The sequence below is a fragment of the Aeromonas sp. S15(2024) genome (genome assembly GCF_041402265.1).
Classification (GTDB): domain Bacteria; phylum Pseudomonadota; class Gammaproteobacteria; order Enterobacterales; family Aeromonadaceae; genus Aeromonas; species Aeromonas dhakensis.
The window spans coordinates 175,642-201,167 of sequence record NZ_JBGLQY010000007.1; the positions used below are offsets into that span (position 1 = coordinate 175,642).

20 protein-coding genes, 1 tRNA gene and 2 pseudogenes are annotated in these 25,526 nt (G+C 61.1%); 4 read left to right on the forward strand and 19 right to left on the reverse strand.

Annotated features, from left to right (window positions below; all coding sequences use genetic code 11):
• Positions 1–19 precede the first annotated feature (19 nt).
• Together ACB033_RS15640 and ACB033_RS15645 are read right to left on the reverse strand one after the other, a co-directional pair.
• On the reverse strand, positions 20–1,333 hold the full coding sequence (locus ACB033_RS15640) for a hypothetical protein (RefSeq protein ID WP_371140602.1): 1,314 nt from the start codon (positions 1,331–1,333) through the stop codon (positions 20–22).
• Positions 1,330–1,461: a hypothetical protein gene (locus tag ACB033_RS15645; RefSeq protein ID WP_265342729.1), complete on the reverse strand. Its 132-nt coding sequence runs from the start codon at positions 1,459–1,461 to the stop codon at positions 1,330–1,332. The genes ACB033_RS15640 and ACB033_RS15645 overlap by 4 nt, the downstream gene beginning before the upstream one ends.
• 353 nt (positions 1,462–1,814) lie before the next feature.
• On the opposite strand from ACB033_RS15645, the gene ACB033_RS15650 reads away from it, so the two are divergent.
• Positions 1,815–2,759 carry a hypothetical protein gene (locus tag ACB033_RS15650; protein WP_371140615.1) on the forward strand — a complete coding sequence of 315 codons (945 nt, stop codon included), beginning with the start codon at positions 1,815–1,817 and terminating at the stop codon, positions 2,757–2,759.
• A 103-nt stretch (positions 2,760–2,862) separates the two neighbouring features.
• On the opposite strand, the pseudogene ACB033_RS15655 reads toward ACB033_RS15650, so the two are convergent.
• The 6 genes and pseudogenes from ACB033_RS15655 to ACB033_RS15680 all read right to left on the reverse strand — a co-directional run.
• A pseudogene (locus ACB033_RS15655) lies at positions 2,863–3,543 on the reverse strand (lipocalin family protein); the annotation flags it as partial.
• A 159-nt stretch (positions 3,544–3,702) separates the two neighbouring features.
• Positions 3,703–5,208: a hypothetical protein gene (locus ACB033_RS15660; RefSeq protein ID WP_371140603.1), complete on the reverse strand. Its 1,506-nt coding sequence runs from the start codon at positions 5,206–5,208 to the stop codon at positions 3,703–3,705.
• A gap of 347 nt (positions 5,209–5,555) precedes the next feature.
• Positions 5,556–5,739: pseudogene (locus ACB033_RS15665) on the reverse strand (IS630 family transposase); the annotation flags it as partial.
• A gap of 146 nt (positions 5,740–5,885) precedes the next feature.
• Positions 5,886–6,926, reverse strand: coding sequence for a lipocalin-like domain-containing protein (locus ACB033_RS15670; protein ID WP_124250800.1), 1,041 nt, complete (start codon positions 6,924–6,926; stop codon positions 5,886–5,888).
• Between the two features lie 185 nt (positions 6,927–7,111).
• Positions 7,112–9,559 carry an FtsX-like permease family protein gene (locus ACB033_RS15675; protein ID WP_371140604.1) on the reverse strand — a complete coding sequence of 816 codons (2,448 nt, stop codon included), beginning with the start codon at positions 9,557–9,559 and terminating at the stop codon, positions 7,112–7,114.
• Between the two features lie 21 nt (positions 9,560–9,580).
• Positions 9,581–10,261: an ABC transporter ATP-binding protein gene (locus ACB033_RS15680; protein WP_124250794.1), complete on the reverse strand. Its 681-nt coding sequence runs from the start codon at positions 10,259–10,261 to the stop codon at positions 9,581–9,583.
• A gap of 175 nt (positions 10,262–10,436) precedes the next feature.
• Between ACB033_RS15680 and ACB033_RS15685 the strand changes: the two genes are divergently transcribed.
• The 3 genes from ACB033_RS15685 (at position 10,437) to ACB033_RS15695 (ending at position 13,080) form a co-directional block, all read left to right on the forward strand.
• A complete protein-coding gene (locus tag ACB033_RS15685) occupies positions 10,437–10,904 on the forward strand; it encodes a DUF4357 domain-containing protein (RefSeq protein WP_005302024.1) in 468 nt (155 codons plus the stop codon).
• A gap of 154 nt (positions 10,905–11,058) precedes the next feature.
• Positions 11,059–12,486 (forward strand): sodium:proton antiporter NhaD, encoded by a 1,428-nt coding sequence (gene nhaD / locus ACB033_RS15690; RefSeq protein WP_371140605.1) that lies wholly within the window; start codon positions 11,059–11,061, stop codon positions 12,484–12,486.
• 27 nt (positions 12,487–12,513) lie between these two features.
• Positions 12,514–13,080, forward strand: a complete 567-nt coding sequence (locus ACB033_RS15695; protein WP_124250795.1) for a pyridoxamine 5'-phosphate oxidase family protein — start codon at positions 12,514–12,516, stop codon at positions 13,078–13,080.
• Positions 13,081–13,151: 71 nt separating this feature from the next.
• Here ACB033_RS15695 and ACB033_RS15700 read toward each other — a convergent pair whose 3' ends face one another.
• From ACB033_RS15700 to ACB033_RS15750, 11 genes are all read right to left on the reverse strand, one after another.
• Positions 13,152–14,342, reverse strand: a complete 1,191-nt coding sequence (locus tag ACB033_RS15700; protein WP_005302014.1) for a Bcr/CflA family multidrug efflux MFS transporter — start codon at positions 14,340–14,342, stop codon at positions 13,152–13,154.
• A 51-nt stretch (positions 14,343–14,393) separates the two neighbouring features.
• A complete protein-coding gene (locus tag ACB033_RS15705) occupies positions 14,394–15,677 on the reverse strand; it encodes a hypothetical protein (RefSeq protein ID WP_371140606.1) in 1,284 nt (427 codons plus the stop codon).
• A 187-nt stretch (positions 15,678–15,864) separates the two neighbouring features.
• The gene (locus ACB033_RS15710) at positions 15,865–16,425 is read right to left on the reverse strand and encodes a hypothetical protein (protein ID WP_017764268.1); all 561 of its coding nucleotides are present in this window, start codon (positions 16,423–16,425) and stop codon (positions 15,865–15,867) included.
• Positions 16,426–16,567: 142 nt separating this feature from the next.
• Positions 16,568–17,992: an FAD-dependent oxidoreductase gene (locus ACB033_RS15715; RefSeq protein WP_026141257.1), complete on the reverse strand. Its 1,425-nt coding sequence runs from the start codon at positions 17,990–17,992 to the stop codon at positions 16,568–16,570.
• 96 nt (positions 17,993–18,088) lie between these two features.
• Positions 18,089–18,907 carry an FTR1 family protein gene (locus ACB033_RS15720; protein WP_123246352.1) on the reverse strand — a complete coding sequence of 273 codons (819 nt, stop codon included), beginning with the start codon at positions 18,905–18,907 and terminating at the stop codon, positions 18,089–18,091.
• Positions 18,907–21,876, reverse strand: coding sequence for a YncE family protein (locus tag ACB033_RS15725; RefSeq protein WP_371140607.1), 2,970 nt, complete (start codon positions 21,874–21,876; stop codon positions 18,907–18,909). The genes ACB033_RS15720 and ACB033_RS15725 overlap by 1 nt, the downstream gene beginning before the upstream one ends.
• A gap of 4 nt (positions 21,877–21,880) precedes the next feature.
• Positions 21,881–22,330, reverse strand: a complete 450-nt coding sequence (locus ACB033_RS15730; RefSeq protein ID WP_019840982.1) for a hypothetical protein — start codon at positions 22,328–22,330, stop codon at positions 21,881–21,883.
• A 117-nt stretch (positions 22,331–22,447) separates the two neighbouring features.
• The gene (locus tag ACB033_RS15735) at positions 22,448–22,933 is read right to left on the reverse strand and encodes a YqhA family protein (protein WP_005301997.1); all 486 of its coding nucleotides are present in this window, start codon (positions 22,931–22,933) and stop codon (positions 22,448–22,450) included.
• A gap of 87 nt (positions 22,934–23,020) precedes the next feature.
• Positions 23,021–24,010, reverse strand: a complete 990-nt coding sequence (locus tag ACB033_RS15740; protein ID WP_236672701.1) for a DUF2955 domain-containing protein — start codon at positions 24,008–24,010, stop codon at positions 23,021–23,023.
• Between the two features lie 2 nt (positions 24,011–24,012).
• Entirely contained in the window at positions 24,013–25,119 is a 1,107-nt protein-coding gene (locus tag ACB033_RS15745; RefSeq protein WP_362849853.1) for an HlyD family secretion protein, read from the reverse strand.
• Between the two features lie 226 nt (positions 25,120–25,345).
• Positions 25,346–25,418, reverse strand: a tRNA-Asn gene (locus ACB033_RS15750).
• Positions 25,419–25,526 lie beyond the last annotated feature (108 nt).

Below are 25,526 nucleotides of genomic sequence, written 5' to 3' on the forward strand. Positions count from 1 at the left end.
TGTTATAATTAAATGTATTTTATAAATCATTAAATAGCTGATTTATGTCAAGTTGATCGGCACAAGCCGAGATTAACCTAATGTGTTGTGTGGTCTTAGCTCTTTTTCCTTGAACGTTAGTATTCGAAAAATTACTAATAGGGACATTGAATACTTTCTCTATTCTCCTTAAAAAAGAATCGGATAATACGTCTGGAGCTACAATATCGTATTTTCTCGTAATGCTATTCCTTATAATGTCGTTAAAATGCTCATCTGAATTATTAAATGAATATCCTATCACTACGACTTTTTGAGAGTTATGTATTAGCTCTGCTGCTCTTGCCCATGTATCAATGTATTTATGTGATAAAATTGGTTTTAGTTTCAACGGTGGAACCATTGAAGGTATTACATGTTTCTGGCTTTCAATATCATTTTTACTAAAGTCAATGTTTGAAGATATTTCTTCATCGATGAATCTTTTCAAGTCAATATTATCTATGTTGTTAATAGGTAATAGTTGCCTAGTGTCCATACGTACGTATTCTGATAAACCACCATGAAAATATATTATATTTTTAATGCCTGTATTTGCTAAGAATGTAGTATAGTTTAGGGTAATAGCATCAATTCCCTTTGGTAAGTTTGAATAAAAAGGAATTTCACCACCCTTAAAACTATTAAGGACGTGATTCTGTTTCCAAACAAGATAACCCCACAAACACCAAGATATATATATGTAGTTTTTTACATCAGCTTGATTTTGGCTATAAAAACCTAAAAATTTTTGAATTAAAAGTTGCTCAATGTCTAACATGTGAGAGGCAATTGCATCAGCAATTGGATTTCCGTCTGAAACTAAGCTTTCTTTTAATGTAATTTTCAGTATCAGCTTGAAGGTTTCTGATAACGACATTTTGTGAACATCAATTATAAAGTCACTCTCGGTAAACTCCATACCAAAAGCTTCTGATATCAATTGAAAAGTTTCATCATCAATATGGCTAGCATTTTTTATTTCAACAAGCTTTTCAAATAATCGAATGATAACCTGACCTCTTTTTTTTGAAATGTCAGAGTCATCTTTTATTTTTCTTTCAGCATCACTTACCAATTCAACAATTTTCTTAAGCTGTTCTATATCTTTTTTGGTAATGTTTTCTATTTCATTGTTAATGAACCTATTGAAGTCAAACCTAAGTCCAGGAAGGGCATTTCTAACAGATTTTTCAAAACTAGCACCCTCACCATTTATAAACCTAGAAACTTCAGTCAATAATTTATTTGCTAGTGGAAAATCAATGCCGGTTGTTTTATCAACTCCAGCACCAGTAATGAGAACTTTATTCATAGTTTTTCCTGTTTGTGAAAATTGATAAATTGAACCAGATCGGCTATTCCAGAAAATAGGATACCTACTACACGGGATTTCAGCTCCCAGAGTGCTGGTGTGGATTGAATTGAAGAGGTACGGATCATAGCCACTCCTTGGCTATCTTTTGTGCTCTAAGGGCCGGATGAGTAGCCTATCAAACGCTGACCAGTCTTGTTGAGTAAAAAAACAGCTGATCCGTGGGATTTGAATGAAATCTTGATGGCGGTCAGATTTTGACGTGGAACGGTCGAGAGAAACGGGGGGAGGGGAGATGGCCTCTCTTCTTGTTGCTACACCGCCCGGTCAATCAATTCATGTGTTATCTCTTGCTCATCAATGCCTTGTAACAGCTGGTTACAGATCTTGCGTCGACCGGCGAACCCTTCCTCCAGTAAATTCAGCGGCGATTGAATGACCTCACATAACAAAGCAATTGCAAGGAACAAGAGTCATGAGAATGCACCACAAAGCCATGCTGGCCATCGCCTGCACCGCCGCCCTGTCTGCCTGCGACAGCGAGAAGGCGGCCAACAGCATCGCCAAGCGCGCACCGCTGCCCTTGCCCGATGCCGGCGTCTATGAGGCGAACCTGCTCAGCCGTGATGGCGATCAGGGGCCGCTCAAGATGATCAAGGGGCTGGAAGGATTGGCGCTGGTCTATCCCAAGGGGGATGGCGAGCAGCGCTGGGGCGTCTGGGTCGAGAACGACGGCAAGTCGATTACCTCTTCGCAATGGATGGGGCAGGCTGCCCAGAAAGAGAACAAGGATGGTATCTATCCGGTGCTGCTGGAGCGCACCTCGGTGCGGGGCAAGCGGCTCGATGCCCAGAGCAACGACCACAACCTCATCAGCTTTCAAGACAAAGCGGTAACCGATCTGGCTGGCAAGGAGGTCAAGCGCTGGACCTTTGACTTCAGCCGTACCGGCACCCAGTTCCGGGATCCGGATCAGAGCACAGCCCTCTATCGCGACTGGAGCGGCCACCTTGCCGTGAGCAAGCTCGCCACCCGGACGATCAGCAGCGACAGCTGGCTGGTGGCAGAGGACGCCGGCTTTGGCGATGCCATGGTGGGGCTGATCCGCAGCACCAACAACGGCGGCTCCCTGACCCTGGAGATCGAATTTCCCAAGGCGGGCTGTACCCTGACCGGCAAGGGCAATGCAGAGCCTGGCAAGGAGCTCAGCAAGCTTAACCTGAGCGGGTTTGGCAAGTGCAGCTTCAAGGCATCAAGCGATCTCAGCCCGTTTGAGAACAAGTGGATGCTGGGCCTGGCCAAGGCCAAAGAGGGGGCAACGGCCTACGTCGCCGCATTCGAGATGCCGGATACCCGCAAGACGACCCTGGTGGTGGGCTTCCCGGAACAGCATGGTCTGATGATGGTGGGCGACAAGCAGCCCTGATCTCGCCTTTATATTCCGTCACAGCACTGCGTTGTTACCCCGGCCTGGCCGGGGTTTTTGATGCCGGGTGGGCTGTCACCAGAGGGTAAGCAGGGGGCAAGGCTCAGTAGCCGGTCATCTCCAGATAGCCAACGCCTTTTGCGTCTCCCGAGACGGAAACCGCCCCCTCCCAGTAGTCAAAGCGCCCCGTCATGGCTTGATTGGGCTGTCGAGCTTGAATGCGGAGGTTGAGATCCCCGGCCTTAAGCTGCCACTCGATGGGGTAGGCTTGCCCCTTGGGGCCGCGCCAGGTCTTGCCGGGGGTGAGGCGGATCTGCGCAGGATTCAGCACCCGGCTGCTGCCGTCCCGCTCAATTAGGATGCCATAGCGGTTTTCTGGCTTGTTTTCGGAATTGGCGCGTCCTGCCTTGGTGCGCAGGCGAAACAGCATCAGCTCGCGGCCATCGTCAAACTGCAGCGAAAACCAGTCCCAGCCCGATTGCCACTCGGCCAATACCGAGCTGCTCCACTCATGATCGAACCAACCCTCACCGCTGACGTGGCGGGTCTCGCCATCCAGGGTCAGGGTGCCGCTGATGGTCAGGCGCGGGTAGGAGTAGTAGAAGGAGGCGTTGCCCGGGCTCTTCTCGCTGTAACCCTGTTTGCCCTGCAGCACCGCCGGCTTGGCGGCGCTTACTTTCAAATCAAGATCCCCCGCCTTGCTTTGCACCTTGAGGGTGGCGGGAAAGAGGGGTTCCCCTTGAGAGGCCAGCGCCCACTCCTTGAGCCAATACTCACCGCCGCTTTGTGGGAAAACTGGGTGGAGAAATGGAAGAGTGCGATGCCGGGCATGATGTGATGCTTTCGAAACCGGGAGAACTGTCGGCGCGTTTGACAAAGGGAAAGGGTAGGGGAAGCTCCCTCTCATCCGAGAGGGAGCTTCCCCGCACGTATCAGGCTCGTTCTATGAGGGATCGGTGTTGAAGATGAAAAGGACTTCACCGTTTCCGGAATTTCCGGCATAGGAAGTCGGGGCGTTGCTGTCCGTCGTGGTTGAAGGCATCGCATAACTGCCGCCTCCACCCCCCCCGTAGCATCGGTAAGCGTCCTTAGAGTACATGCCATCTATGGTTCCACTGCCGCCGCCGCCGTAGCCACCGCCACCGCCGCCACCGCCGCAGCTGGCCGGGTTACCGCCCTCACCACCTTTCCCGGCATTGACCGCCAGATCGGGTCCACCATTGATCCAGCCCTTTGAACCTTCAGAGCCCGACCCTCCCGACGCGCCGCCGAAACCCTGATATCCAGCGTGATAACCGCCGCCGCCACAGGCCACACCTTCCGTGCAACCGGTTCTGCCACCGCCCAAACCGTTCACTGAATTATTCAAACCATCAAAAAACGAGTCTGTGCCTACGCCGGTTGCCGACTTGCCAACCTGGCTTGAATACGCGAAGCCACCGTTGCCACCACCGCCGCCTTGCATGGAACCGCTGAAGATAGAGCTACCCTCGCCGCCACCGCCGCCACCGCCGGCGATCAGAACAATCTCGCTTTGTGGCAGGGAGCCGTCCGGCTCAACGCTCGTCACGATCGTGGCAGCGCCTCCGGATCCTCCGCTGCTATCGTGACTTCCCGCTTGCCCCAAGTAGTAGTAGAAAATGGCGTTTCCGAAAATGTTTCCATACTCGGTGCCGGTGGTGACCGTCTGGGCAAAGCCTCCTTTGCCGCCGGCTCCCGATCCTCCGCCAAATGAATTGTTAGTGCCGTTACCTCCTGCGGCACCGATAGCCTGTATCCACAGGGTCGTATTCTCGTCTACGGCGCTGTTGAGGGCGCTTGCCTGGGTGATGATGTTGGTCCAGAGAATCGCTTGATTGCAGCTGGTGTTCAGGGTGCACATCACCTGGCTTGAATTGCCGGATGCCATGGAACAGGTTGCATCGCAGGTGTCGATAGCGTACGCAACCGTTCCGCCCAGGGCGAAATTTTTCATTGCGGTGTGCGTCTGGCCTGCATCATCCGTGACGGTCAGCGTCGCCTGGTAGTTCCCCGAAACGTCCTTGACACCGTTGGTTGAGGCGGTATCGGCGTAGGGATGAATTTTGAGCGGCCCCTGGTCCAGCCAGTCCTGAATGGTAACCGGCCCATAGACGGTTTCGTCCGTATCCAGGTTTTTTACCGTGTAGGTGTGAGAAACCAGTTTTCTCTCACCGCTTGCAACGGAAAGAGTTCCATCGAGTTCCATTCGGCCGGGCACGTTAGGCGATTCCATTGCCGTCAGTTGCGCAGTCGGAGCGTTGTCACTTGCGTCACTTTCGTTACTTCCGTAACAGCCCTGCAGTACGCCCATGAAGCAGGCCAGCGTGATGAAGAGCACCACGTCTGCCGGTTTCGATGCATGGGCGACATTCGTCAACCCTGTGTACAGGCGATGGATCCGTCCTAAAAAAGCGGGTGATAAAGACATTCAGTTTCCTCCTCGTTCTTCCATGTTTTGCCGGTCGTTGTAAAGATATTGCATCGGCAAGGAAGGATTGATATGGCCATTTCATTTCCATAAATGGTCTTTTTTGACAAAAAATGAGTCAATCCAAGTTTCTTCTGTACGACTTACTAAAAAAGCCCTCCGTGCTCGTAAGTTAATGATTTCCTTGTAAGTCAATGTGCGAAATATAGAGTTCCCCTTGGATTTCATCAAGGGTGACCGCGTAACCTTGGTGCACAGGCGATTCGAAAACCACGAATTCACCGCCAATGAAAACTAAATTGCTGATCCTAATTTTCAAGGCCTTCCAGCCCGCACAGGGTGTATCAGTTCACCAAGCGATAGAGTGATGAACGGGCTGCTGCGGTGAGTCGAGAAACAGCCGAAATACTGTACCCATCGGCTAGTAGCAAGATAGCGTTGAGTCGTCGGCAGTGTTCCTTGTCTTTGGCCATATGTATCAAACAGATGATCCGGCGTCGCTCAGCTCGGTTGGGGGAGTGTTAGCATCATGTCGGGCTCGGCTCGTTTGTCGTTTGGTTGGTTTGGCAATTGATCAGATCGCACAAACGACGCCGAGCACCCTTATTCCCCAGACAAGTGATCTACAGTTCTGAACGGTTATTTAGCCGGGCGCAGGTGTCGGCAACGTCGCCAGCTTAGTAGCCGGTCATCTCCAGATAACCGACGCCCTTGGCGTCTCCCGAGACGGACACCGCCCCCTCCCAGTAGTCAAAGCGCCCCGTCATGGCCTGATCGGGCTGACGGGCTTTGATGGTGAGGTTCATCCCGGCGGCGTTTAGCTGCCACTCGACGGGGTAATTCTGCCCCTTGGGGCCGCGCCAGGTGTTGCCCGGCGTAAGGCGAATCGCGTCGGGGGCGAGCACCCGGCTGCTGCCATCCCGCTCAATCAAAATCCCGTAACGGTTCTCCGGCTCGGCGCGGCCCGCCTTGGTGCGCAGGCGAAACAGCATCAGCTCGCGGCCATCGTCAAATTGCAGCGAAAACCAGTCCCAGCCCGATTGCCACTCGGCCAATACCGAGCTGCTCCACTCGTGATCGAACCAGCCCTCACCGCTGACGTCGCGGGTCTCGCCATCCAGGGTCAAGGTGCCGCTGATGGTCAGGCGCGGGTAGGAGTAGTAAAAGGAGGCGTTGCCCGGGCTCTTCTCGCTGTAACCCTGTTTGCCCTGCAGCACCGCCGGCTTGGCGGCACTCACCTGCAAATCTAGATCCCCCGCCTTGCTCTGCACCTTGAGGGTGGCGGGAAAGAGCGATTCCCCTTGAGAAGCCAGCACCCACTCTTTCAGCCAATACTGGCCACCGCTGGCACCGGCAAGTCCTGGTCCCTGGCGGCTGGTGCGCTCGTCCTGCTGGTGGCTGCCTTTGCTCAAATCGGTGATGGCGAACTGGGCCAGCCAGAGCTGGGGGGTGAGCCAGGGGTTGTCGGACTTTATCTCCTGCTCGATACCTTGGCGAAACAGGGTCCACTGCATGCCGTAGCCGCGCCCCTGCTCATCTTTCAGGTTGCCGGTGAGATACCACCACTCGGAGCGGTAGTCGGGGTGGGCAGCGTGATCCGTGGGCAGGCGGATGGACTGGCCCGGCAGGGCCTTTTTGAAGTGATCGTTGCCGCCGCCAAGGATGCTCCCCAGATCGCTGGCCTGCGCGTTGCCGCTTATGGCAACAAGCGGGATCAAGAGGGCTGCGAGCCACTGGGTCCGTAAAGAGGACAAGATTTCCCTCACCCTGGCCCTCTCCCGAAGGGAGAGGGGATGGTTGGCGGCAGCTCTCTGTGCTTCTTTGCGCTGAATCAAGGGCGGTGACAGGGATCTGGTCAATGGGAACGTCAAGCCATGGCTGAGCCAGTGCGCCAACCGATATTTCATACCACTCTCCTTGCGGCGTACCAGGAGGCGAGCGCGCCACAGACGGGGGCGAGAAGGAGCGCCGTGACGGCGTGCAAGGGGGCGGCCTCGAAGGCCAGCCGCCAGCCGAAGGCGCGGGGGTTGACCACCTCAATCAGCACCCAGGCAAGACCATAACCCACCGGCAGGGCCAGCAGCGCGGTGAGCAGCCCGAGGCCCGCTCCCTGCCACACCAGCAACCGGCGGCAGTGGCGGGGGCTCAAGCCAAGGCTCTGCAGGGTCTGCAACTCGCCGCGCCGGGCCAGCCCCAGCACCATAAAGGCCGAGCCGATGCCGACGAAGGCGATCCCCAGGATCAGCAACTTCAATAGCTCGGTCACCACAAAGGTCTGATCGAACACCTTGAGGGCGGCGGCGTGGATGGCGGGGGCGGGCAACAGGTTCACCTGCTCGCCAAACTGGCTCCTGAGCCTGTCGCCAAGGTGCTCGGGATCCGGGCTGAAGAGGGCAAGGGATTGCACCTTGCCCCCTTCGAAGGCGTGCAGTATCTGCCCCTTGTCGCTGCCGTAATCCTGATAGACGCCGGTGACGATAAGCGTGCTTGGCCCCTGCTCGCCGCTCACCTCGAGGCTCTGTCCCACCTTGACCCCGAGGCGCACCGTCAGCGGTTCGCTCGCCAGCACCTCGTCGGGGGTGGCGGGCCAGCGCCCGGCCAGCAGCGGATAGGCGGCTTTGAGCTCGGGAATAAAGTCCATCTGCGCCCACTCGATGGGCTGCCCCTGCCAGCGGGCCGGGTGCACCGAGCGGCGCGAGGCGGCGCGTACGTCCGGCGCGGCGAGGATGGTGTCGAGGGTCTGCTCGCTCAGGGCGCCCTTGTTGCCGGCCACCCCCTTGGGTGCGGTGACATAGAGATCGGCGGCCAGGCGCTGGCCGAGCCAGATCTCCACGCTCGAGCGAAAGCTCGACACCATGACGCCGATGCCGATGGCCGCCGCGATGGCCAGTTGCAGCGCCATCACCGCGATGGCGGTGCGATCCAGGTGATAGAGGGTTTCGGCCACCCCAAGCCGGGCGCTGAGGGAGCCGCGTTCGCGTCGGCGCAGCCGGCCCAGCACGGCGCGCAGCACATCGGGCAGGGCGAGCGCCATGGCCAGCAGCCAGCCGCCGGCCACGAAGAGGGCGCCTCCCAGCCCGGTTTCTGGCCGCCATAGACACAGGGCGCAGAGCAGCAGGATGGTGATGGCGAGCCCTCGACGTTGCCAAGGGTGAGCCGGCGGGCGGCTGTTGCCCTCTCGCAGCTCAAGGGGGGATTGGCGCAGCAGTTGCCACCAGCCGGGCAGGTTGGCGGCGAGCGTCCCAGCCAAGCCAATCACCAGCGCCTTGCCAAGGCTGGCGGGGGAGAGGCGCAGCAGGTCGATGGGGTTGGGACCATAGAGATCGGCCAGCGCCTGGGTGAGCTGCCCCATCAGGGCGAGGGCCAGGAGGCTGCCGAGCAGCAGCCCGAGCAGGGTGCCGATGCTGGCGAGGATCAGGGTCTCCAGGGTCAGCCAGCGCAGCAGCCGGCGCGGCGGCATGCCGAGGATGATGAGCTGGGCCAGCTGGGGGCGGCGCACGCTCTGCACGAAGCGCTGGGCGTTGAACACCAAAAACAATCCCACAGCCATGGCGAGCAGGGAGAGCGCCGTGAGGTTCAGCGCCAGCGCATCGCCGAGCTGGCTGGCATCGAGGGCCGGGCTGATGGGCTCAAGCCAGAGCGGCTGATGGGGGGCATAGGATTGCAGGGCCGCCTGCAGGGCTCTTTGCAAGGTATTGGCCTCTTGCTCGTTGAGCTTGAAGACGATGCGATCGAGCCGCCCTTCCTTGCCCAGCAGCGGCTGGGCGAGGCCGATGTCGGTCACCAGCAGCCGCTCCATGGGTACGGCGCCGGGCTCGAAGGTGCCGGCCAGGGTGAGGGTCAGCGGGCGGGGCGGCGCTCCTTCACCGCCACCCAGCACGAAGCGCCGGCTCTGGCCCGTTTGCCAGCCAAGGCGCTTGGCCTCGGGGGCGGCCAGCCAGACGCTGTCGGCGCCGGTGAGGGAGAAGGTGGGCTCTTTGTCCGGCGCGGCGCCAAACAGCCGGCGCAAGGGGCCGGGGTTGAACAGATCCATCCCCAGCAGCTGAAAACTGCGCCCCTGTTCATCCTGCAGCCAGCCGTGCAGCTGGGGCATGGCGTCGAGGTTTGGCTGGCTGCGCACCAGCTTGACGTAGAGCTGCTCGTCCAGCCCGCCGTCCGGCGCCAGCCGGTAGTTCGCTTCCCCCGCCAGCTGGCTGCGGGCGGCGACGAAGTTGGTGCGGGCACTGTGGTTCAAGAGCTCGATGGCCACCACCAGAGAGACCCCCAGGGTGAGCCCGACCAGGCTCATCAACAGCAGCCAGGGGTGAGCGCGATAGAGGCGCAGCAGCGCCTTGAGCGGCAGCGGCAACATCACGGCCCTCCGTGGCGGGCGTCAGTCATGGCGGCGCCCCTTGAGCTCGACCAGCTGGCCCCCTTCAAGGCGCAGCACCCGATCCGCCAGGGCGCTGTAGGCTGGGTTGTGGCTCACCAGCAAGAGGCCGGCGCCGGTGCCCCGTACCGCCGCCATCATCAGCGCCATCACCTGCTCGGCGTTGTGTTCATCGAGACTTCCGGTGGGCTCGTCGGCGAGCAGCCACCGGGGTTGGTGAATGAGGGCGCGGGCCAGCGCCACTCGCTGACGCTGGCCGCCGGAGAGCTGCTCCGGCCAGGCGTGGCGCTTGTGGGCAAGATCGAGGCGCGCCAGCAGGCCGTCAATGCGTGTCTCATCTCGGGCAAGCTGGTTGATGGCAAGGGGCAGGGCGAGGTTCTCGGCCACGGTCAACGTCGGCAGCAGGTTGAAGTCCTGATAGACGATGCCGAAATGGCGGCCGCGCAGGCGGGCCCGCTCGTCCGCCGACTGGTTGTCGATGCGGGTCTCCCCCAGCCAGATCTCCCCCTCATCCGGGGGGAGCAGGCCGGCGATGAGGTTCAGCAGGGTCGACTTGCCACAGCCGCTCTGCCCCAGCAGCAGGGTGATCTCGCCGGCCGCCAGGGTCAGATCAAGGTGGTGAAACAGCGGCAGCCGTTCGCTGCCGTTATCGAAGCTCTTGCCGAGATTGCGCAGATTCAGCATGGGATAACCGGTTGATGGTCAATGGCTTTCATTACGTGCCCTCGGCTCGCCTCAGGATGAGTGCCACTATGCCAGTTAGTGATCAAGGCTGCAAAAGAGGTGAGGATCCTGGCTGGATCCCGCTCGCCTGTGGTGGTTAGAATAGGGGCCTCCATGGGTCACAGGATGCGCAAGGATGTTACACAAGCAAGTCAGTTTTATCGTCGACAGCAAGGGCGCCAAGCAGGCTGCCGTGGTCCCCATCGAGATTTACAACGAGCTGATGACCCTGCAAAAGGCGCTCTCCGACAACAAGCCGGGCGAGCGCGAGCTCTACCACTTCAACGGCAAGGGGGCCGAGGCGCACGGTTATCCGGTGGGCAAGCGGCAGAACCCCGGCTTCATGGTGCTGGCGGGCTCCACCGCCAACGGTGAGGATGCGGCTTCCCTGCGCGAGGCTGTGATCGAACTGCGCCAGGAGCTCTTGGGCAAGGGGATCCTGGCCCCGCGCAGCGAAGGGGGCTTCGTCTTTACCGCCGATCAGTTGTTCAACAGCCCGAGCCTGGCCGCGAGCCTGGTGGCGGGCAACAACCGAAGCGGGCTGGATGCCTGGCAGAACAGTGCCGGCTACACCCTCAAACGCTCGGGGTTTGGCAAGAAATAACCCTGATGGCAGGGGCAAGGAGCGCCGCCTGATCTTGCGCCCCTGATCCAAGCGTTCGCCCAGCCGGGCCTGGCGCGAGCAGGGAGAGGGCAGGGGGTGACCTCCCTGTCCACTGCCAGCCTCAAAACCAGACGGTTTCCAAGAGAGGGGCCCCATGTCTGGATCTGCACGTCTGTTTTCTTCGGTCATCCTCGGCCTCTTCTGCGCCCCCGCGCTCGCCGACGGCGGCCCTCTGCCCATGACGCACACCGGCGCCGGCCTCTTTGCTCTGGCCATCTTCGCCCTGGCCTATGCCCTGGTGATGGCGGAGGAGTACCTGAAGCTGCGCAAGTCCAAGCCCGTGCTGGTGGCGGCCGGCATCATCTGGATCGTCATCGGTATCGTCTATGCCGGACAGGGGCAGAGCCCGCTGGCGGTGGCGGGATTTCGCCAGACGCTGCTGGCGTACGCCGAGCTGATGCTCTTCTTGCTGGTGGCCATGACCTATGTCAACGCCATGGAGGACAGGCTGCTGTTCGACGCCCTGCGCGCCCGCCTGGTACGCACCAGGCTCAGCCTGCGCTCCCTGTTCTGGCTGACGGGGATCCTCGCCTTCTTCATCTCCCCGGTGGTGGACAACCTCACCACGGCGCTGCTGATGTGCACCGTCGTGCTCCATGTGGCCAACGGGGAGCGCCGCTTCATCAACCTGGCCTGCATCAACATAGTGGTGGCGGCCAATGCGGGCGGTGCCTTCAGCCCCTTTGGCGACATCACCACCCTGATGGTGTGGCAGGCAGGCCAGGTGCCCTTCGAGCAGTTTCTGCTGCTGTTCGTGCCGGCCCTGCTCAACTTCCTGGTGCCGGCCACCCTGATGAGCCTGATGGTGCCGCGCCATGCCCCCACCATGAGCCACGAGCGGGTGGTGCTCAGGCGCGGGGCCTTCACCATAGTGCTGCTCTTCCTGCTCACCATAGTGACCGCGGTCGCCTGTCATCACTTCCTGGCGCTGCCCCCCGTGCTTGGCATGATGATGGGGCTCGGCTATTTGCAGTTCTTCGGCTTCTACCTGCGCAAGACGCAGCCGGTCACCCTGGCCCGCGAGCGGGCGCTGTACGCGCGCAACGGCGACGAGGCCCGGCTGCTACGTCTGGGCTCCATGGTGCCGTTCGATGTGTTCAACAAGATAGCCAAGGCGGAGTGGGACACCCTGCTCTTCTTCTACGGGGTGGTGATGTGCGTCGGTGGGCTCGGCTTCATGGGCTATCTGGCGCTCGCCTCCCAACTGCTCTACCAGGGGGATCCGACTCTGGCCAACGTGGCCATTGGCCTGCTCTCCGCCCTTATCGACAACATCCCCGTGATGTATGGGGTCCTCTCCATGGAGCCGCAGATGAGCGCGGGGCAGTGGCTGCTGGTGACCCTGACCACTGGCGTGGGGGGCAGTTTGCTCTCCATCGGCTCGGCGGCCGGGGTGGCCCTGATGGGGCAGGCGAGGGGCATGTATACCTTCGTTGGCCACCTCAAGTGGTTGCCCGCCATTCTGCTTGGCTATATGGTCGGCATAGGGGCGCACCTGTGGCTCAACAGCGCCCTGTTCTGAGCGGGTGATCATGGAGAGACAGACAAGATGGGACAACTGTTCGAGGCGCTCTCGTCGCGCCATGTGGCCTTCATCGAGGCACAGAAGATCTTCTTCGTCGGCACGGCGGCCGCAGAGGGGACGGTCAACCTCTCCCCCAAGGGCGGGGACTCGCTGAGGGTCATCGATGCCCACACCCTGGCCTGGCTCAACCTAACCGGCAGTGGCAACGAGTCGGCGGCCCATGTGCTGCAACACCCGCGCATGACGGTGATGTTCTGCGCCTTCGAGGGGGCGCCGTTGATCCTGCGGGCCTATGGCCGGGCAAGGGTGCTGCACCGAAGTGATCCTGAGTGGTCGTCGTTCCTGGCACGCTTCCCCCAAAGCGTCGCGGCCCGCCAGATCTTCCTGCTGGACATAGCGCGCGTCCAGGCCTCCTGCGGCATGTCGGTGCCGCTGTATGAGTACCAGGGGGACAGGGAAGATCTCGCCAATTGGTCCGAGCGGCAGGGCCGGGAGGGGATTGAAGCCTACTGGCGCAAGAAGAATCAGCTGAGCCTGGATGGGCTGGAGAGCGAGATCCTGGTGCGAAGCGGACTCTCATCGGACCCTTGAGGAGCCACGCACACGCAAGCGAACACAAAAAAGCCCTGTCCATGGACAGGGCTTGGTCATTCTTGGGGTCCTCAGGCACGCTTGCCGGTCAGCAGCCAGTAGCAGAGCGCCGAGCCGAATCCGCAGCCGGCGATGGCGATGGCCATCGGCAGCGGCGATTCGGGGGGATTGAGGTTGACCAGCACCCCCACCAGGGCGCCGATGCCAAAGCGCAAGGTGCCCGCCAGCGCCGAGGCGGTGCCCGCGGACTGCGGGAAGTGGCCCATCAGGCCGGTCATAGCGTTGGCCCCCACCAGGCTGATGTGGCCGACAAACAGCACCACCGGAATGACGATGCCCCACAGGCCGCCGGTCTGGCTCCAGGCGTTGTAGATGAGCAGGGCGCCAGCCAGCGGCAGCACCAGCAGGCCGTACTGCAGCATGCGCTCGGCGCCCACCCCCTTCACCAGCCGGCTGTTGACGAAGGTGACCACCATCATCAGCAGGATGTTGAGGCCGAACAGCCAGCCATAGTGCTCGGTCGGCACCTTGAAGTACTCGATGTAGACATAGGGGGAGGCGCTGATAAAGGCGAACATGCCCGAGCTCGACAGGGCGCCGCACAGCACGTAACCCATGGCTCCACGATGGGAGAGCACTCCCCAGTAGTTGCGCAGCACCTGGCCGAGGTTGAGGGGCTGCTTGTGCTCAGGCTTCAGGGTCTCCTGGATTTTCCACTGCATCACCAGGCAGATGAGCAGGCTGATGCCCATCAGCAGCCAGAAGATCACCCGCCAGTCGCTGTGGGCGCTGATGTAGCCGCCCACCACGGGTGCCACCAGCGGGGCGAGTGTCATCACCAGGATCACGAACGACATGGCGCGGGAGAAGGCCTCCTTCTCGAACAGGTCGCGCAGCAGCGCATTGACCACCACAGAGCCGGCTGCCCCGCCGGCCGCCTGCAACATCCGGTATGCCAGCAGCTCCGGCAGGGAATCCGCCATGGCGCAGCCCACTGAGGCGATGGCAAACATCACCAGCCCCGCCAGGATCACCGGTTTGCGGCCATAGCTGTCGGCGAGCGGGCCATAGAACAGCTGGCCGATGGCAAAGCCGCCGAGGAAGGCGCTGATGGTGAGCTGGGCGCCATCGATGCTGGTAGCCAGATCCCGGGCGATGGCCGGAATGGCGGGCAGGTACATGTCGACCGCGAGCGGCGTCAGGCCTGCCAGGGCGCCGAGCAGGATGAACAGGAAACGGGGGGAGAGGGGGGCGTGGGGCATAGGCTATCCAGTCTTGATGAGTGCGAAGTCAGGGAGTGACAAACATCCAGTCTACCAGTTTTGGTGACGGGGGTGATCCTGTATGCCGAGCCAGAGGCCGGGCTCGGCGTGAAAGCGGGGGGCAAACCAGACTCGCTGGCCACCGGCGGGCAGTTCCTCCGGGTCGAGGGGACGCCGGCTGAGCCGGCAGGCCCCTTGCGCCAATGCAAGGCGAGCATCCCCCTGATACCAGCCGTCGGTGACGGGCAGGGCCGTAGTTTCGCGCAGCAGCCTCACACCCCACTGGGTCACCAGCGCGGGGCACGCCTGCTCGGCCAGCCTGGCTGCCCGGGTCATGGCTGGCGCCGCCGGCGGGGTGAGGGTGCAGAGCAGCAGCACGAGGGCTCCCAGCATGGCCGCCAGCTCGCCCCGGCGTGGCAGCATGTCCGCCAGCAAGATGATGGCGAGCAGGGTGATGGGGGCCAGATGGCGGGGATTGTCCGGGTTCTGGCCAAACAGGGTCCACAGCAGCAGGACGAGCCAGTAGAGGGACCAGGTCGGGGAGAGGGCGGCGCGATGGCCCTTGCATCGTTGCCACAGCGGCTGTACCAGCAGTCCCCCGACAGCCAAGGGCCAGAGCGGGGTGAGCTGCTCGTTGAAGGTATTCGCCCAGCTCAGCAGCCGATCGCCGTGAGCCGCCGCCGTGTTGCCCCACAGGGTAAAGTGGCCGTCGGTAAAGCGCCGCCCCTCGCTGAAATAGGCCCAGCCATCGGCCTGCCAGACAAACAGCAGGCAGGCTAGCCCAACCAGTGCGATGGGGAGCAGAAAGTTAAGCCGCTGACCTTTTTGCGCCATCCCGAGCCAAAGGGGCAGCAGGGCCAGCACGAAGTAGGAGGGGCGCAGCGCCAGCATCAGGCCCAGCAGCAGACCCGCCAGCGCGATTTTGCGCTGCTGCAAGGCCAGGAGAGAGCCGAGCCACGCGGCCAGCGCCGGCCCGTCCGAGAGTCCGGAAAGAGCGAGCGTCGGGGTGAGCGGCAGGGCCAGTGCCAGCAGCCAGACCGGCGCCAGCAGGCTGGGCCGTTGCCACAACTTGACCGCCAGCGAGGCGGCGAGCGGCGCCAGCAAACTGCTCCCCAACAGGCTTGCCCACTGCACCGCGCGGGCCGGTTCGTCCACCGCCAGATTGATCAGCCGTGCCAGCCAGATAAAGGCGGGGTAGCCCGGAAAGTGGGGGGAAAACTCCAGCACGCTGAAACGCACCACCCCGTGGGCAAAGTTGAGGGCATCGTCGGAATCGAGGGCCACCGGGAAGGCCAGCAGCCAGCCAAGCCAGGCCAGTTGTAGAAGGATCAGCAAGTAGGGTCGATTAGCGAAGCGTAATCGGCCGTGGTGACGCCCCCCTTCTCCCCTTGCGGGAGAAGGGTCGGGGATGAAGGGGGCCGTCGTCATCAATGAGAGGTCATCAAAGTGCGTAGGGTGGGTAGCGCGCAGCGAAACCCACCGCTTGTCACAGCGAGGTGGCGCAGTGATGGGCAGGTAGCCATCAGAGCGGTGCCAACACGGCCATCAGCGCTTTTTCTGCATCGCTAAAGGCGGCCGCATCGGCGGGCTTGGCGCCCACCCCGAACACCCCCGGGTTACCGATGGCATCGAGCACCTTGGCCAGCGCCTGCTCGGCGGCCTTGCGATCCCCTTCACTGAGGGAGGGGAGGATCAAATCGAGGAAGCGCTTGCTCTTGACCACCAGCACCTTGGCGGTCTGGTAGTCGCCAAGGTTCTGGCTGGCCCCCTCGAGGCGGCGTTCGATCTCCGCCTTGTAGGCCCGGTTGAGCAGGGCCGCGGTAGCCGCGGCGTCTTTGGCCTTGATGGCGGCCGCGAGCGGTGCTTGCAGCTCAACCTTGTGGTGCTCCTCCAGATAGGTCAGCTCCTCGGCAATCTCGCTCAAGGTGGCGCTGGCATCCTTGCCGTCAGTGGCGGCGCCCAGCAGCGCCTCGCGGGCATCGATCAGTGGCTCCTTGCCGGCGGCGGCGTAGGAGTAAGCCTGCGCCTGCCCGCTCAGGGTCAGCAGCAGGGTGAGGGCAAGTAAACCCGGGCGGATGGTCATCCTGTTCTCCTTACATTTGCCAAGAGGTTATGCCCATGGCGCGGCCATCAGGCCACGCTCTGGGTTTCAATCACGGTATTTTCGTTGCGATGGTTGAAGGTGTTGCGGCGTCTGTCTGCCTGTTGAACACCAGTCATCGTGCTCACGCCACGCTCTGGGTCTCGATCACGGTATTTTCGTTGCGATGATTGAAGATGGCGTGGCGTCTGTCCACCCCGTCGATCACCATGTCGGCGGCCATCATTCCCATCTCCATGGCGGTGTCGGTGAAGATGTAGCGGAATGTCCCCTGACGGCCGGTCATGATGAGGTTGGTGATCGGCATCAGCGCCTTGATGGCCTCGTTGCGGCGGGCCTGATAACCGAGGTCCATCAGCGGATAGGCGTACTCGCTGCGCGCCTCGAAGGTCTCATCGCCAAGCTTGGCGATATCGACGCCGAGGCTCGCCAGATCATCGGTAACCCGACCGCGCAGATCAGAGAGCGGCGCCTGCCAGGTAGCATCTCCCGGATTGCAGGGGATCTCCAGCATCACCGAGGTCTGGCCCTGGGGCGCCATAAAGGGGCTGCGCCGGCGCGGCTCCTGCAAGCGGGTGGCCAGGATATGGGGGTCGGAGAGGTACTGCCAGGTGTTGTCCGACAGGTTCTCTTGTTTGAGCGGCATATTGACGAAGCGCAGCGACCGGTATTGGAGATCGCACGGCAAGCCCAGATGTTGGCAGGTGAGCGGCAGCGGCAGGGTGGAGATCACCTGATCAAAGCGTGCGCTCTGCTCCACGTTATCTTGTGACCAATAAACCCGTTCAATGCGGCCATCAGCCTGCTCAAGGCGGGTGATGGTGGCGCCGGTTTTCAGCTCAACCCCTTCGGCAATCAGCCGCTCCCCCAGGGTGGTGAAGATCTGGCCGAAGCCGTATTTGGGGTAGCGGTACTTGCGGGCATAGGTGCGCACCGAGATGCTGCCGTTGCGTCTTGGCAGCAGGCGGCGCGCCACGTCTTTGAGATCGATCAGGCTGATGCGCTGGCCAGCCCAGTCGGCGGAGAGCTTATCCGGGTTGATGCCCCACAGTTTGCCGGTGTAGCCCTCGAAGAACTGGCGGTAGAGGGTGCGACCGAAGTGGCTCTGGATCCACTCGGCAAAGCTCGCCTTGGCAAAATCGGTGGGTTTCCTGGCAAAGGGCAACAGCAGCAGATCCTTCACCGCCCCGGCCATCAGGGACAGCGGCGCCGTCTTGAGCAGGTTGGGCAGGTTCAAGGGGTAGTCATAGGTGCGCCCGCCGAAGCGGATCACGCTCTTGCGCTCGGCGTGGAGCAGATCGTCGCCCATCAGCTCGTCGATAAAGGCGAGCAGTTCGGGGTTCTTGGTGATGAAGCGGTGGCCGCCGTAGTCGAAGCGGTATTCACCGTCGCGCCCCTTGAAGGTCTGGGTGGCGCACATGCCGCCCACCACGCTCTCCTGCTCGAACAGGGTGACCGCAAAACCGGCCTGGCGCAGGCGCCAGGCGGCCATCAGACCGGCCGGGCCGGCGCCCAGTACCGCTATGTGTTGTGTGTTGTTGTCGCTCATGACTCTGTTATCCGAAAAGCTGACCAAAAGAGAAGACGTTGAAAAGGCGGCCCCGCTGAGCCGCCTTGTCATCCGCTGCTGCGCCGCGCTGGGCGATCAGCGCTGGGGACGATAGTTGCGATGCCAGACGGTGACGAAGATCACCAGGTAGCTGGCCCAGGTCAGCAACTGCAGGCCGGCTGGTGAGGCATTGTAGCCAAACAGGGCGCGCAGGAAGGTACCAAATACCCCCTGATCGTCGAGAATGTGACTGATGTTGAAGACCGGCTCGGTCCAGAAGGTGATGAGCCCGGCCGCCTGCAGCATGTTGACGGCGGACGACAGCAGCCCAGCGGCGATGATGATGATAAGCAGACCGGTCCAGCGGAAGAAGGGGGCCAGCGCCACCTTGCGGGTGGAGCGCAGCAGCCCCCACACCAGCACCACCGACAGCAGCAGGCCGCCCAGCGCCCCCATCAGCCCCTCGTGCAGATCCACCCCTTGCCCGGAGTAAACCAGGGCCGAGAAGAAGAGCACGGTTTCAAAGCCCTCGCGCATCACCGCCAGGAAGGCGAGCAGCACCAGACCGAACAGGTTGCCGCCGTCGATGACGGCATCAATGCGCGCCGTCATGGCCCCCACCTGGGATTTGGCCTGCTTCTGCATCCAGACCGCCATGTAGGTGAGCACCAGGGTGGCAAAAATCAGGATCCCCGCCATCAGCAAATGGTTGTAGCGCTCGCTCTCGAACTGGCTCACCACCACCTGGAACAGGAAGGCGACCACGAGAGAGGCAAGCAGGCCGAGCCCCACCCCCAGATAGACGAACTTGTTGTAGCGGCTCGCCCCCAGCTTGGCGAGGTAGGAGAGGCAGATACCGACCAGCAGGAAGGCTTCCAGCCCCTCGCGCAGGGTAATGAGAAAACTTGCAAACATCAGGTTTGAGGCTCCGTAGCGGGCGTGACGGGGAGAGGCTGCAGGGTGAGTCGCAGCCGATTGAGTAGCACTATGGGTGGCTCCGGCAAGCTCGGCTCGGCGGCGCGCACCGCATCATTGACCCACTTGGGGTAGGTGCGGAAATTGAGTTTGATATCGGCCTTGAAGGGCCCCTGGGCATCCGCCGGCAGCGGCCAGGCTTCATCGCGCCAGCCATCGGCCGGAATGCGGGTATCTTCAAGGAGCTTGGCGTAGCGCCAGAACTTGAGCCCCACCGGCTTGCCCTCGGCGTCGCCGAACACTTTTCTGAACAGTCGTGTATCTTCAGGGACGGCGCCATCCACCGGCTGGCCGCTGGCAAGCACTAGCTTGCCGCTGGCGTCGGTGACGGTCAGCTCCAGCCAGAGTTCACGGAAGTCGGCGACCCCGGTGGGCAGGGCGTGGCCGGCGCCGGTATTGGCGACCCGCACCACCAGCGCGGGCTGGCCGCTCTGGTTTTCAATGCGGGCAGAGAGGGTGGCGCTTGAGCGCAGCAGCGCCAGGCTCTCCTGCTCGAGCGCGGGATTGCGCAGCCCCACCAGCTGGTGCTGGGCGCCGGTAAAGTTGTGGCGATAGAGCCGCGCTTTCACTGTGCCGTTTTCGGTGGACTGGCCGGCCACCGGTGCGCCGCCGTTGCCAGGCTCCGGGTTCATATGGCAGTCGATGCAGGTGCGCCGCTTGGCGGGATCCTCCGCCTTGGCGAAGCTGGAGCTCTCCCACTCGTCCCAGGTGTTGACGATGTTGGCGCCGGTACCGGGGGCAAACTCGTTGTGACAGGACTTGCACAGGGCCGCGTCGCGGTAGAAACCCTTCTGGTAGGAGGCCTTGTGCATGGCGGGGCGGGCGTTGATCTGCCGCTCCGCCAGCCAGTGTTTGAGGCTGCCGCCGGCGGCATCTTCGAACACATAGCTCTCGCGGTCTTTCAGATTCACGGTAAAGGCGCTGTTGCCGCCAGCATCCTCGAGTTTGGTGATGCGATGGCAGAGCACGCAGCTGGTCCCTTCCTCCACCACGGGTTCGCCTTTCTGGTGGGCGGCAATGAGCGAGGCGCCGCCTTGCTCGAACATGTGGGAGCCCTTGGGCAGATCCTGCTGGCCGTTCAGCACCTGCTGGGGCATGTGGCACCCCTGGCACCACTGACCGAAGGCTTCGCCCTCGGTTTCGCGGGCCAACGCCTGCACCACCTTGTAGTAGGGGTGGGAGTTGCCCATCAGTCGGTGGTTGCTCTCGCTCCAGTCCTGGAACGCCTGTTGGTGGCAGTTCTGGCAGGAGGCGGAGTTGAGCCACTCCCTGGGATGGGTGGTCGGCGCCTTGGCGGGATCCCTGCGCGGGGCATCGAGCCTGAGCCAGTTGGCAAGATAGGGGAGGTTGCCATCGGCGGTGACGAAGGCGTGCAGATCCTCCATCATCGCTTTCACCTCGGGCTGGGGCCTCGCGGGGTCGACCGCTTCGGCGCCATCGCGGGTGTCATGGCCCATGCCGCCCTGGGTCTGCTGGGTCATGCGCAGGTATTCGCCGATAAAGTCACCCGCCACCATGTTGACGAGGTTGGCGTGGCCGTTGATGGCGTTGTCGCCGCTCTGCTGGCGATGGGCCGCCATCAGATAGCGGTTGGTGAAGTTGAACCCATCCAGATGGCAGGAGTTGCAGCTCATCCAGTTGTCCCCCGCCATGGGGAAGCGGCTGTTGGCGGCGGTGTTGCCCAGATTGAACAACCGCTCGCCGCGCTGAAGCGCTTCGGGGCGCGGATCCGTCTCGACCAGTTTGGCGAAGTGGGGCACATCGACGGTGACCCGGGCAAACGGGCCGCTGCCGCCGGTGTTGAGGCGGGTGAGATCCTGCCCCATGACGTTGTGGACCAGGATGTGGTTGCCGTCTACATACAAGTCCCGCGGATTCTGGCCCGGCAGGTGGCGAAGGAGCTGGGTCGCCTTGGCGCCCCCCTGAAACTTCTTGCGGCGGTGGCGGTTGCTGTTCTGCTTGCCGCTGCGCGACAGGTCGAACACCAGCAGATCCTCCGAGCCCGCCAGGGTCAGGTAGACCCGCTTGCCATCAGCGGCGAAGCGCGCCGCGAACGGGTTGGAGACGATCTGGCTGCGGTTGCCGACGCTGGGCAGGTTGATCTGCAAGAAGAGCTGCTTTCTCTCATCGACCCGCTCTTTCTCCTCATCCAGATCGATGATGGAGACCGCCGGGAAGACGGTGCTCTGAAACTGGAAGGGGTGATCGAAGCTCCAGAGCACATGGGGCAGCCAGGCTTCGCTGCCATCGGGGGAGAGGGCGATGCCATCCAGCAGGCGCGGCAAGCCCTGCGAGTCGCTCGGCGTGGCGCTGTGGGTCTCGGACAGGGTAATGAGCTTGGGCTTGGGCAGGGTAGCCCCCTTGGCGTCCTTCTCAAGCTTGGCGAGATCATAGATGGCGAGTTGACCGGTCATGGCGTGGGTGAGCAGCAGACGATCGTCGTCGGTCAGGGCCAGCCCGCGGGGTGTCTCGGCGGTTTCTGCATCCAGCTGCAGCTTGCCCGTGGTGTCATAGGCCTGCAGACGGCCTGCTTCGAACAGCGTGACCCAGAACCACTGTCGCTTGGGATCGAAGATGACGCCGTAGGGCCTATGGCCGGTGGGGATCGCCTCTTCCAAGTCGAGATCACCATCCAGCAGCAGCAACCGATCGCCACTGTAATCGGTGACCAGCAGGGTGCCGTCGTCTGCGCGGGCCAGCTGGCGCAGATCGCCCTCCAGTTGTGCCTCTTTAAGTCGCTTGCCGCTATCGCGTTCAAGCAGGGTGACCGAGCCTGCGCTCTGGTTGGCGGTGACGAGGCGCGGGGCGTTTCCCTCGTCATAGGCAATCATGGCGGTGCCCATCTCCTGGGCCGAGGCGGTCCCCAGCAGCAGGGCGGCCAACATCAGGGATAACAACAACTTCAACATAAGATCAGGTGCGCCATTTCAAGATGGTCCAGCGCCAGGCGTGGCGCAGCACCAGGGGAGTCAACGCGAGGGCGCTCAGCCAGTGGGCCCAGCTGGCAAGGTTGCCGAGGCTATCGCCCGGGGTGCCGTGCAGTACCAGCAGCAGGCCGCTTGTCAGACAGACCAGCAGCAGGGCCTCGATGATGCGGCCCGTGGTGCGCAAGAAAGGCTTGCGGCTTTTGCGCAGCAGGCTGCGATGGGAGAGCCAGAACGCGCCGAACAGCAGGGGAAACAGGGTGAGCGAGAGGGCGACGTGCAGGAACAGGTTCCAGCGTGCCAGCGACCAGAGCGGGGTCAGCGGTTCCCACAGCAGCAGGCCGGAGAAGAACATCAGATAGAGGGAGCCCTCGGCGGCCTGATGGTGATAGGCCAGCCACTGCCAGCAGTGTCGTGGTGAGAGGGAAAGGCTTGTCATAGGTGCTCCAACGCCCGGGCAGTTCAGCCCGGGGGAGCAAGTTTACAATGCAGTAAAGGTAATGAAAAGAGTTATCAATTCGGCTCTTGATGAATAAAGGCTGAATGAAAACCGGCGCTACTTGTGGTCCGCCAGCCGCTCGGTGACCGCGTAGATGAGCGCCGCGGTGGAGAAGGCGAGGAAGACGATGACCGACCACTTCATCTCGATCTCGTTGCCGGTACCGTCGGTCAGGAAGGCCTTGAGCACCTCGATCCCGGCGATGGTGACCAGGGAGTTGATGACGATGAGTTTGAGGGAGGCGAAGTTGATCTTGCTGAGCCAGTTGTCGCCAAGGGCTGCCCGCTGCTCCGGGGTCTTGATGAACTGCACGTAGCCGCAGATGGCCACCAGGATCAGCATCTGGGCCACCAGCACGAAGTCCACCAGGGTCAGCACCCCTGTGATGAGATCCAGATAGGGGATGTCGATGATATCGCGACACAGCTCATAGAGCTGCATGGCGAACTTCACCATCAAGAGGGCGACACAGACAAGGATGCAGACATAGAAGGGAAACATCATCAACCGGCTGCCATTGAGCATTAAGTTGAAACGGCGCATAGAAACTCCTGAATCGAGTGGGGGTCGCAAAGGGCAAAGCATGTCTCTACCCTCTGACAATAAACGATCTGGACAAGATGATGTCGTTCAAGCAGGACATGACTTATCGGTTGATGTGGTCAAGAGATGCACAACCAGGGTGCAATAGAGGACGACCAGCAACAGCGTCGCGAGTCGATCCCATACCAGGTGCAGCCCTTGCTGATATTGGGGCAAGGCGGTTCCCAGCAAAGTGATGTAAACCGTCATTGCAGTTTGCACCACCACTTTGGGCCAGGCTGCCGCCAACCGTCCCGCCAGCCAGATGCTGCCGGCGAGCGCCAGCAGTGACAGGATCAGGGGAGACTGGCTGATGTAGGCCAGCAGGATCACCGGGGTGGCCAAGGCCGCCGCCAGCAAGTTGGCCTGCAGCAGTGGTTTGCTGTTCATTCGTGTCAGATGGGGGTCGCTGGCGCGCAGCAGGTTGGCAATCGTGGCCCCGATCAAGATGGCACTGCTGTCTTGCAGCCAGATGGCGATGCCGATGGCCAGCAACAGAGCGGCGCTCTTTCCCAGGATGAGCATCACCCTTTCATCACCGCGCATGGCGGTCAAAGGCGTTAGCGGAGGCGAAGACCGGGGCCAGATGGCAAAGGCCAGCAGACACCATAAATAGGCGATCAGAAAGGCTTTTCCCATCAACACGGGGAGTGCCAGGACCAGCGATGGCTGGCTTTGTACCAGCACCATCGTCATCGACGACACGATCAGCACCAGCAATCCGGGCAGATCGTCAGGGTTCTTGCCAAGGCGGGCAAAGGCCAGAACCACAACCGCAGCCATGGCGAGCCAGAAAGCGACGGGATTGGTGCCGACCACATGTGCAAGAAAACAGATGAGCGCGGTACAACCGACGATCAGCGCCAGCATTCTCACTACCATCATCAGCGGCAGGCGCGTCGGACTCAGCATCAGCATGATGACGATGAACATGGGGATCAGAAAGGGCAAGGCCTGACCCGTGGCCAGGGTAACCGCCAGTGCCGCCATGGGAATGACGCCAAGACGCAGGCTGCATTGCCACCACGCTTTGTTCATCATCAGGCAATATAGGTCAGCAGGCTGACAACACGGATCCAGCCGGCGGCAATCGTATCCATCATGCCCACCTTGTTGGGATAGAAAATGACGGTGGCCTGGGAGCCATAGCGCAACCCGCGGGGGAGTGCCTCATCCAGTACCAGGCTCACTGGAAATTGGCGCGCACTGGGACTGTTTTGTGGTGCCGTGAGCAGGCCGGTGGTCTGGTCTGTGGTGGTGTTGCCAGCACTGCCCCACCCCAGGGTATCGAGGTGAGCTTTGAAGACGCGGCCGGGGAGCACATCGAAGACCACTTCGGCCTTGATGCCCGGTCGCAGGTATTCCAACGAGTTCTCGGGCAGCATACAGCTGATCCAGACCGCCGAGGTATCGATGAAGGTCATTGCCGGACTTCCCACGGCGGCATACTGGCCTGGTGCCAGCTGTATGTTGGTAATGGCCCCCTTGTTGGGCGCTTTGACCGTGGTGCGAATGAGATCGAGTCTGGCTTTGGCCAGGGCGGCCATCGCTTCTTTCAGCTTGGGATTTTCATTGCCGGCGGGCCCGAGGCTCTGTTCTGCACGGCGCAACTCTGCCTGTGCGGCCGCCAGGGAGGCCCTGGCTTGTTGCAAGGTTGCCGTCGCCTGATCCCGCTGCGCGATCGACATGACCCCTCGTTTGGCCAGCTCGACCACCCTGGCGGCATTGTCGGCAGCGTTATCCTTGGCCGATTTGGCCTGTACCACCTTGGCCTGGGCGGTTTGCACCGCGGCAGTGTCAGCCCCGATCGATTGCCCGACAGCTGCCACATGGGCTTCTGCCTGGGTGAGGGCAATCAGATAGGGCTCTTGGTTGATTTGAAACAGAGGGATGCCGGCGGAAACTTGCTGATTGTCACTGACTTCCACCGCAGTCACCCGTCCGGCCACCTCGGGGGCCAGGCGGATCAAAAAGGCCTGTACCGTACCCTGGCTGCTCATCGGGGTCAGGCGTTGAGCAAACAGCACATAGACCAAGACGATCAAGGCAAGCATGACCAATTGCAGCGTAAGACGCCGGACGGGATCTTTTGGCTGCTTGGTGGCTTGAGCAGGCACTGCTTCTTTTTGCATCGCATCCTCAGACATGCCAAGGGGTCCTTTTGACGGTGTGTACAGGGGCGGTAATTGTGATAACGAATATCCGGCAGAGGCAAGCAAAAAAGCAAGGGTGGTGTCGTGAAAGGGCACGTAAGGAGAGGATGCCGACACCCGGGCTGAGGCCGTTGGGTGAAAGTACAAGCCACGGTAGCCTGTATAGTAGCTTCGAAGGTTGGATACGAAAAAGCCCAGCCAAAGGCTGGGCTTTCGAATGTGGCTCCCTCGACAGGACTTGAACCTGTGACATACGGATTAACAGTCCGCCGTTCTACCGACTGAACTAAGGAGGAATTGCCTGTCTCGTCGAGACGGTGCGGATATTAATAGCCCGTCCGCCGGGTGTCAACCCGCGATCCGCTGCAAAAAGGGGATTTCGGACCGTTTGCCCAAAACTT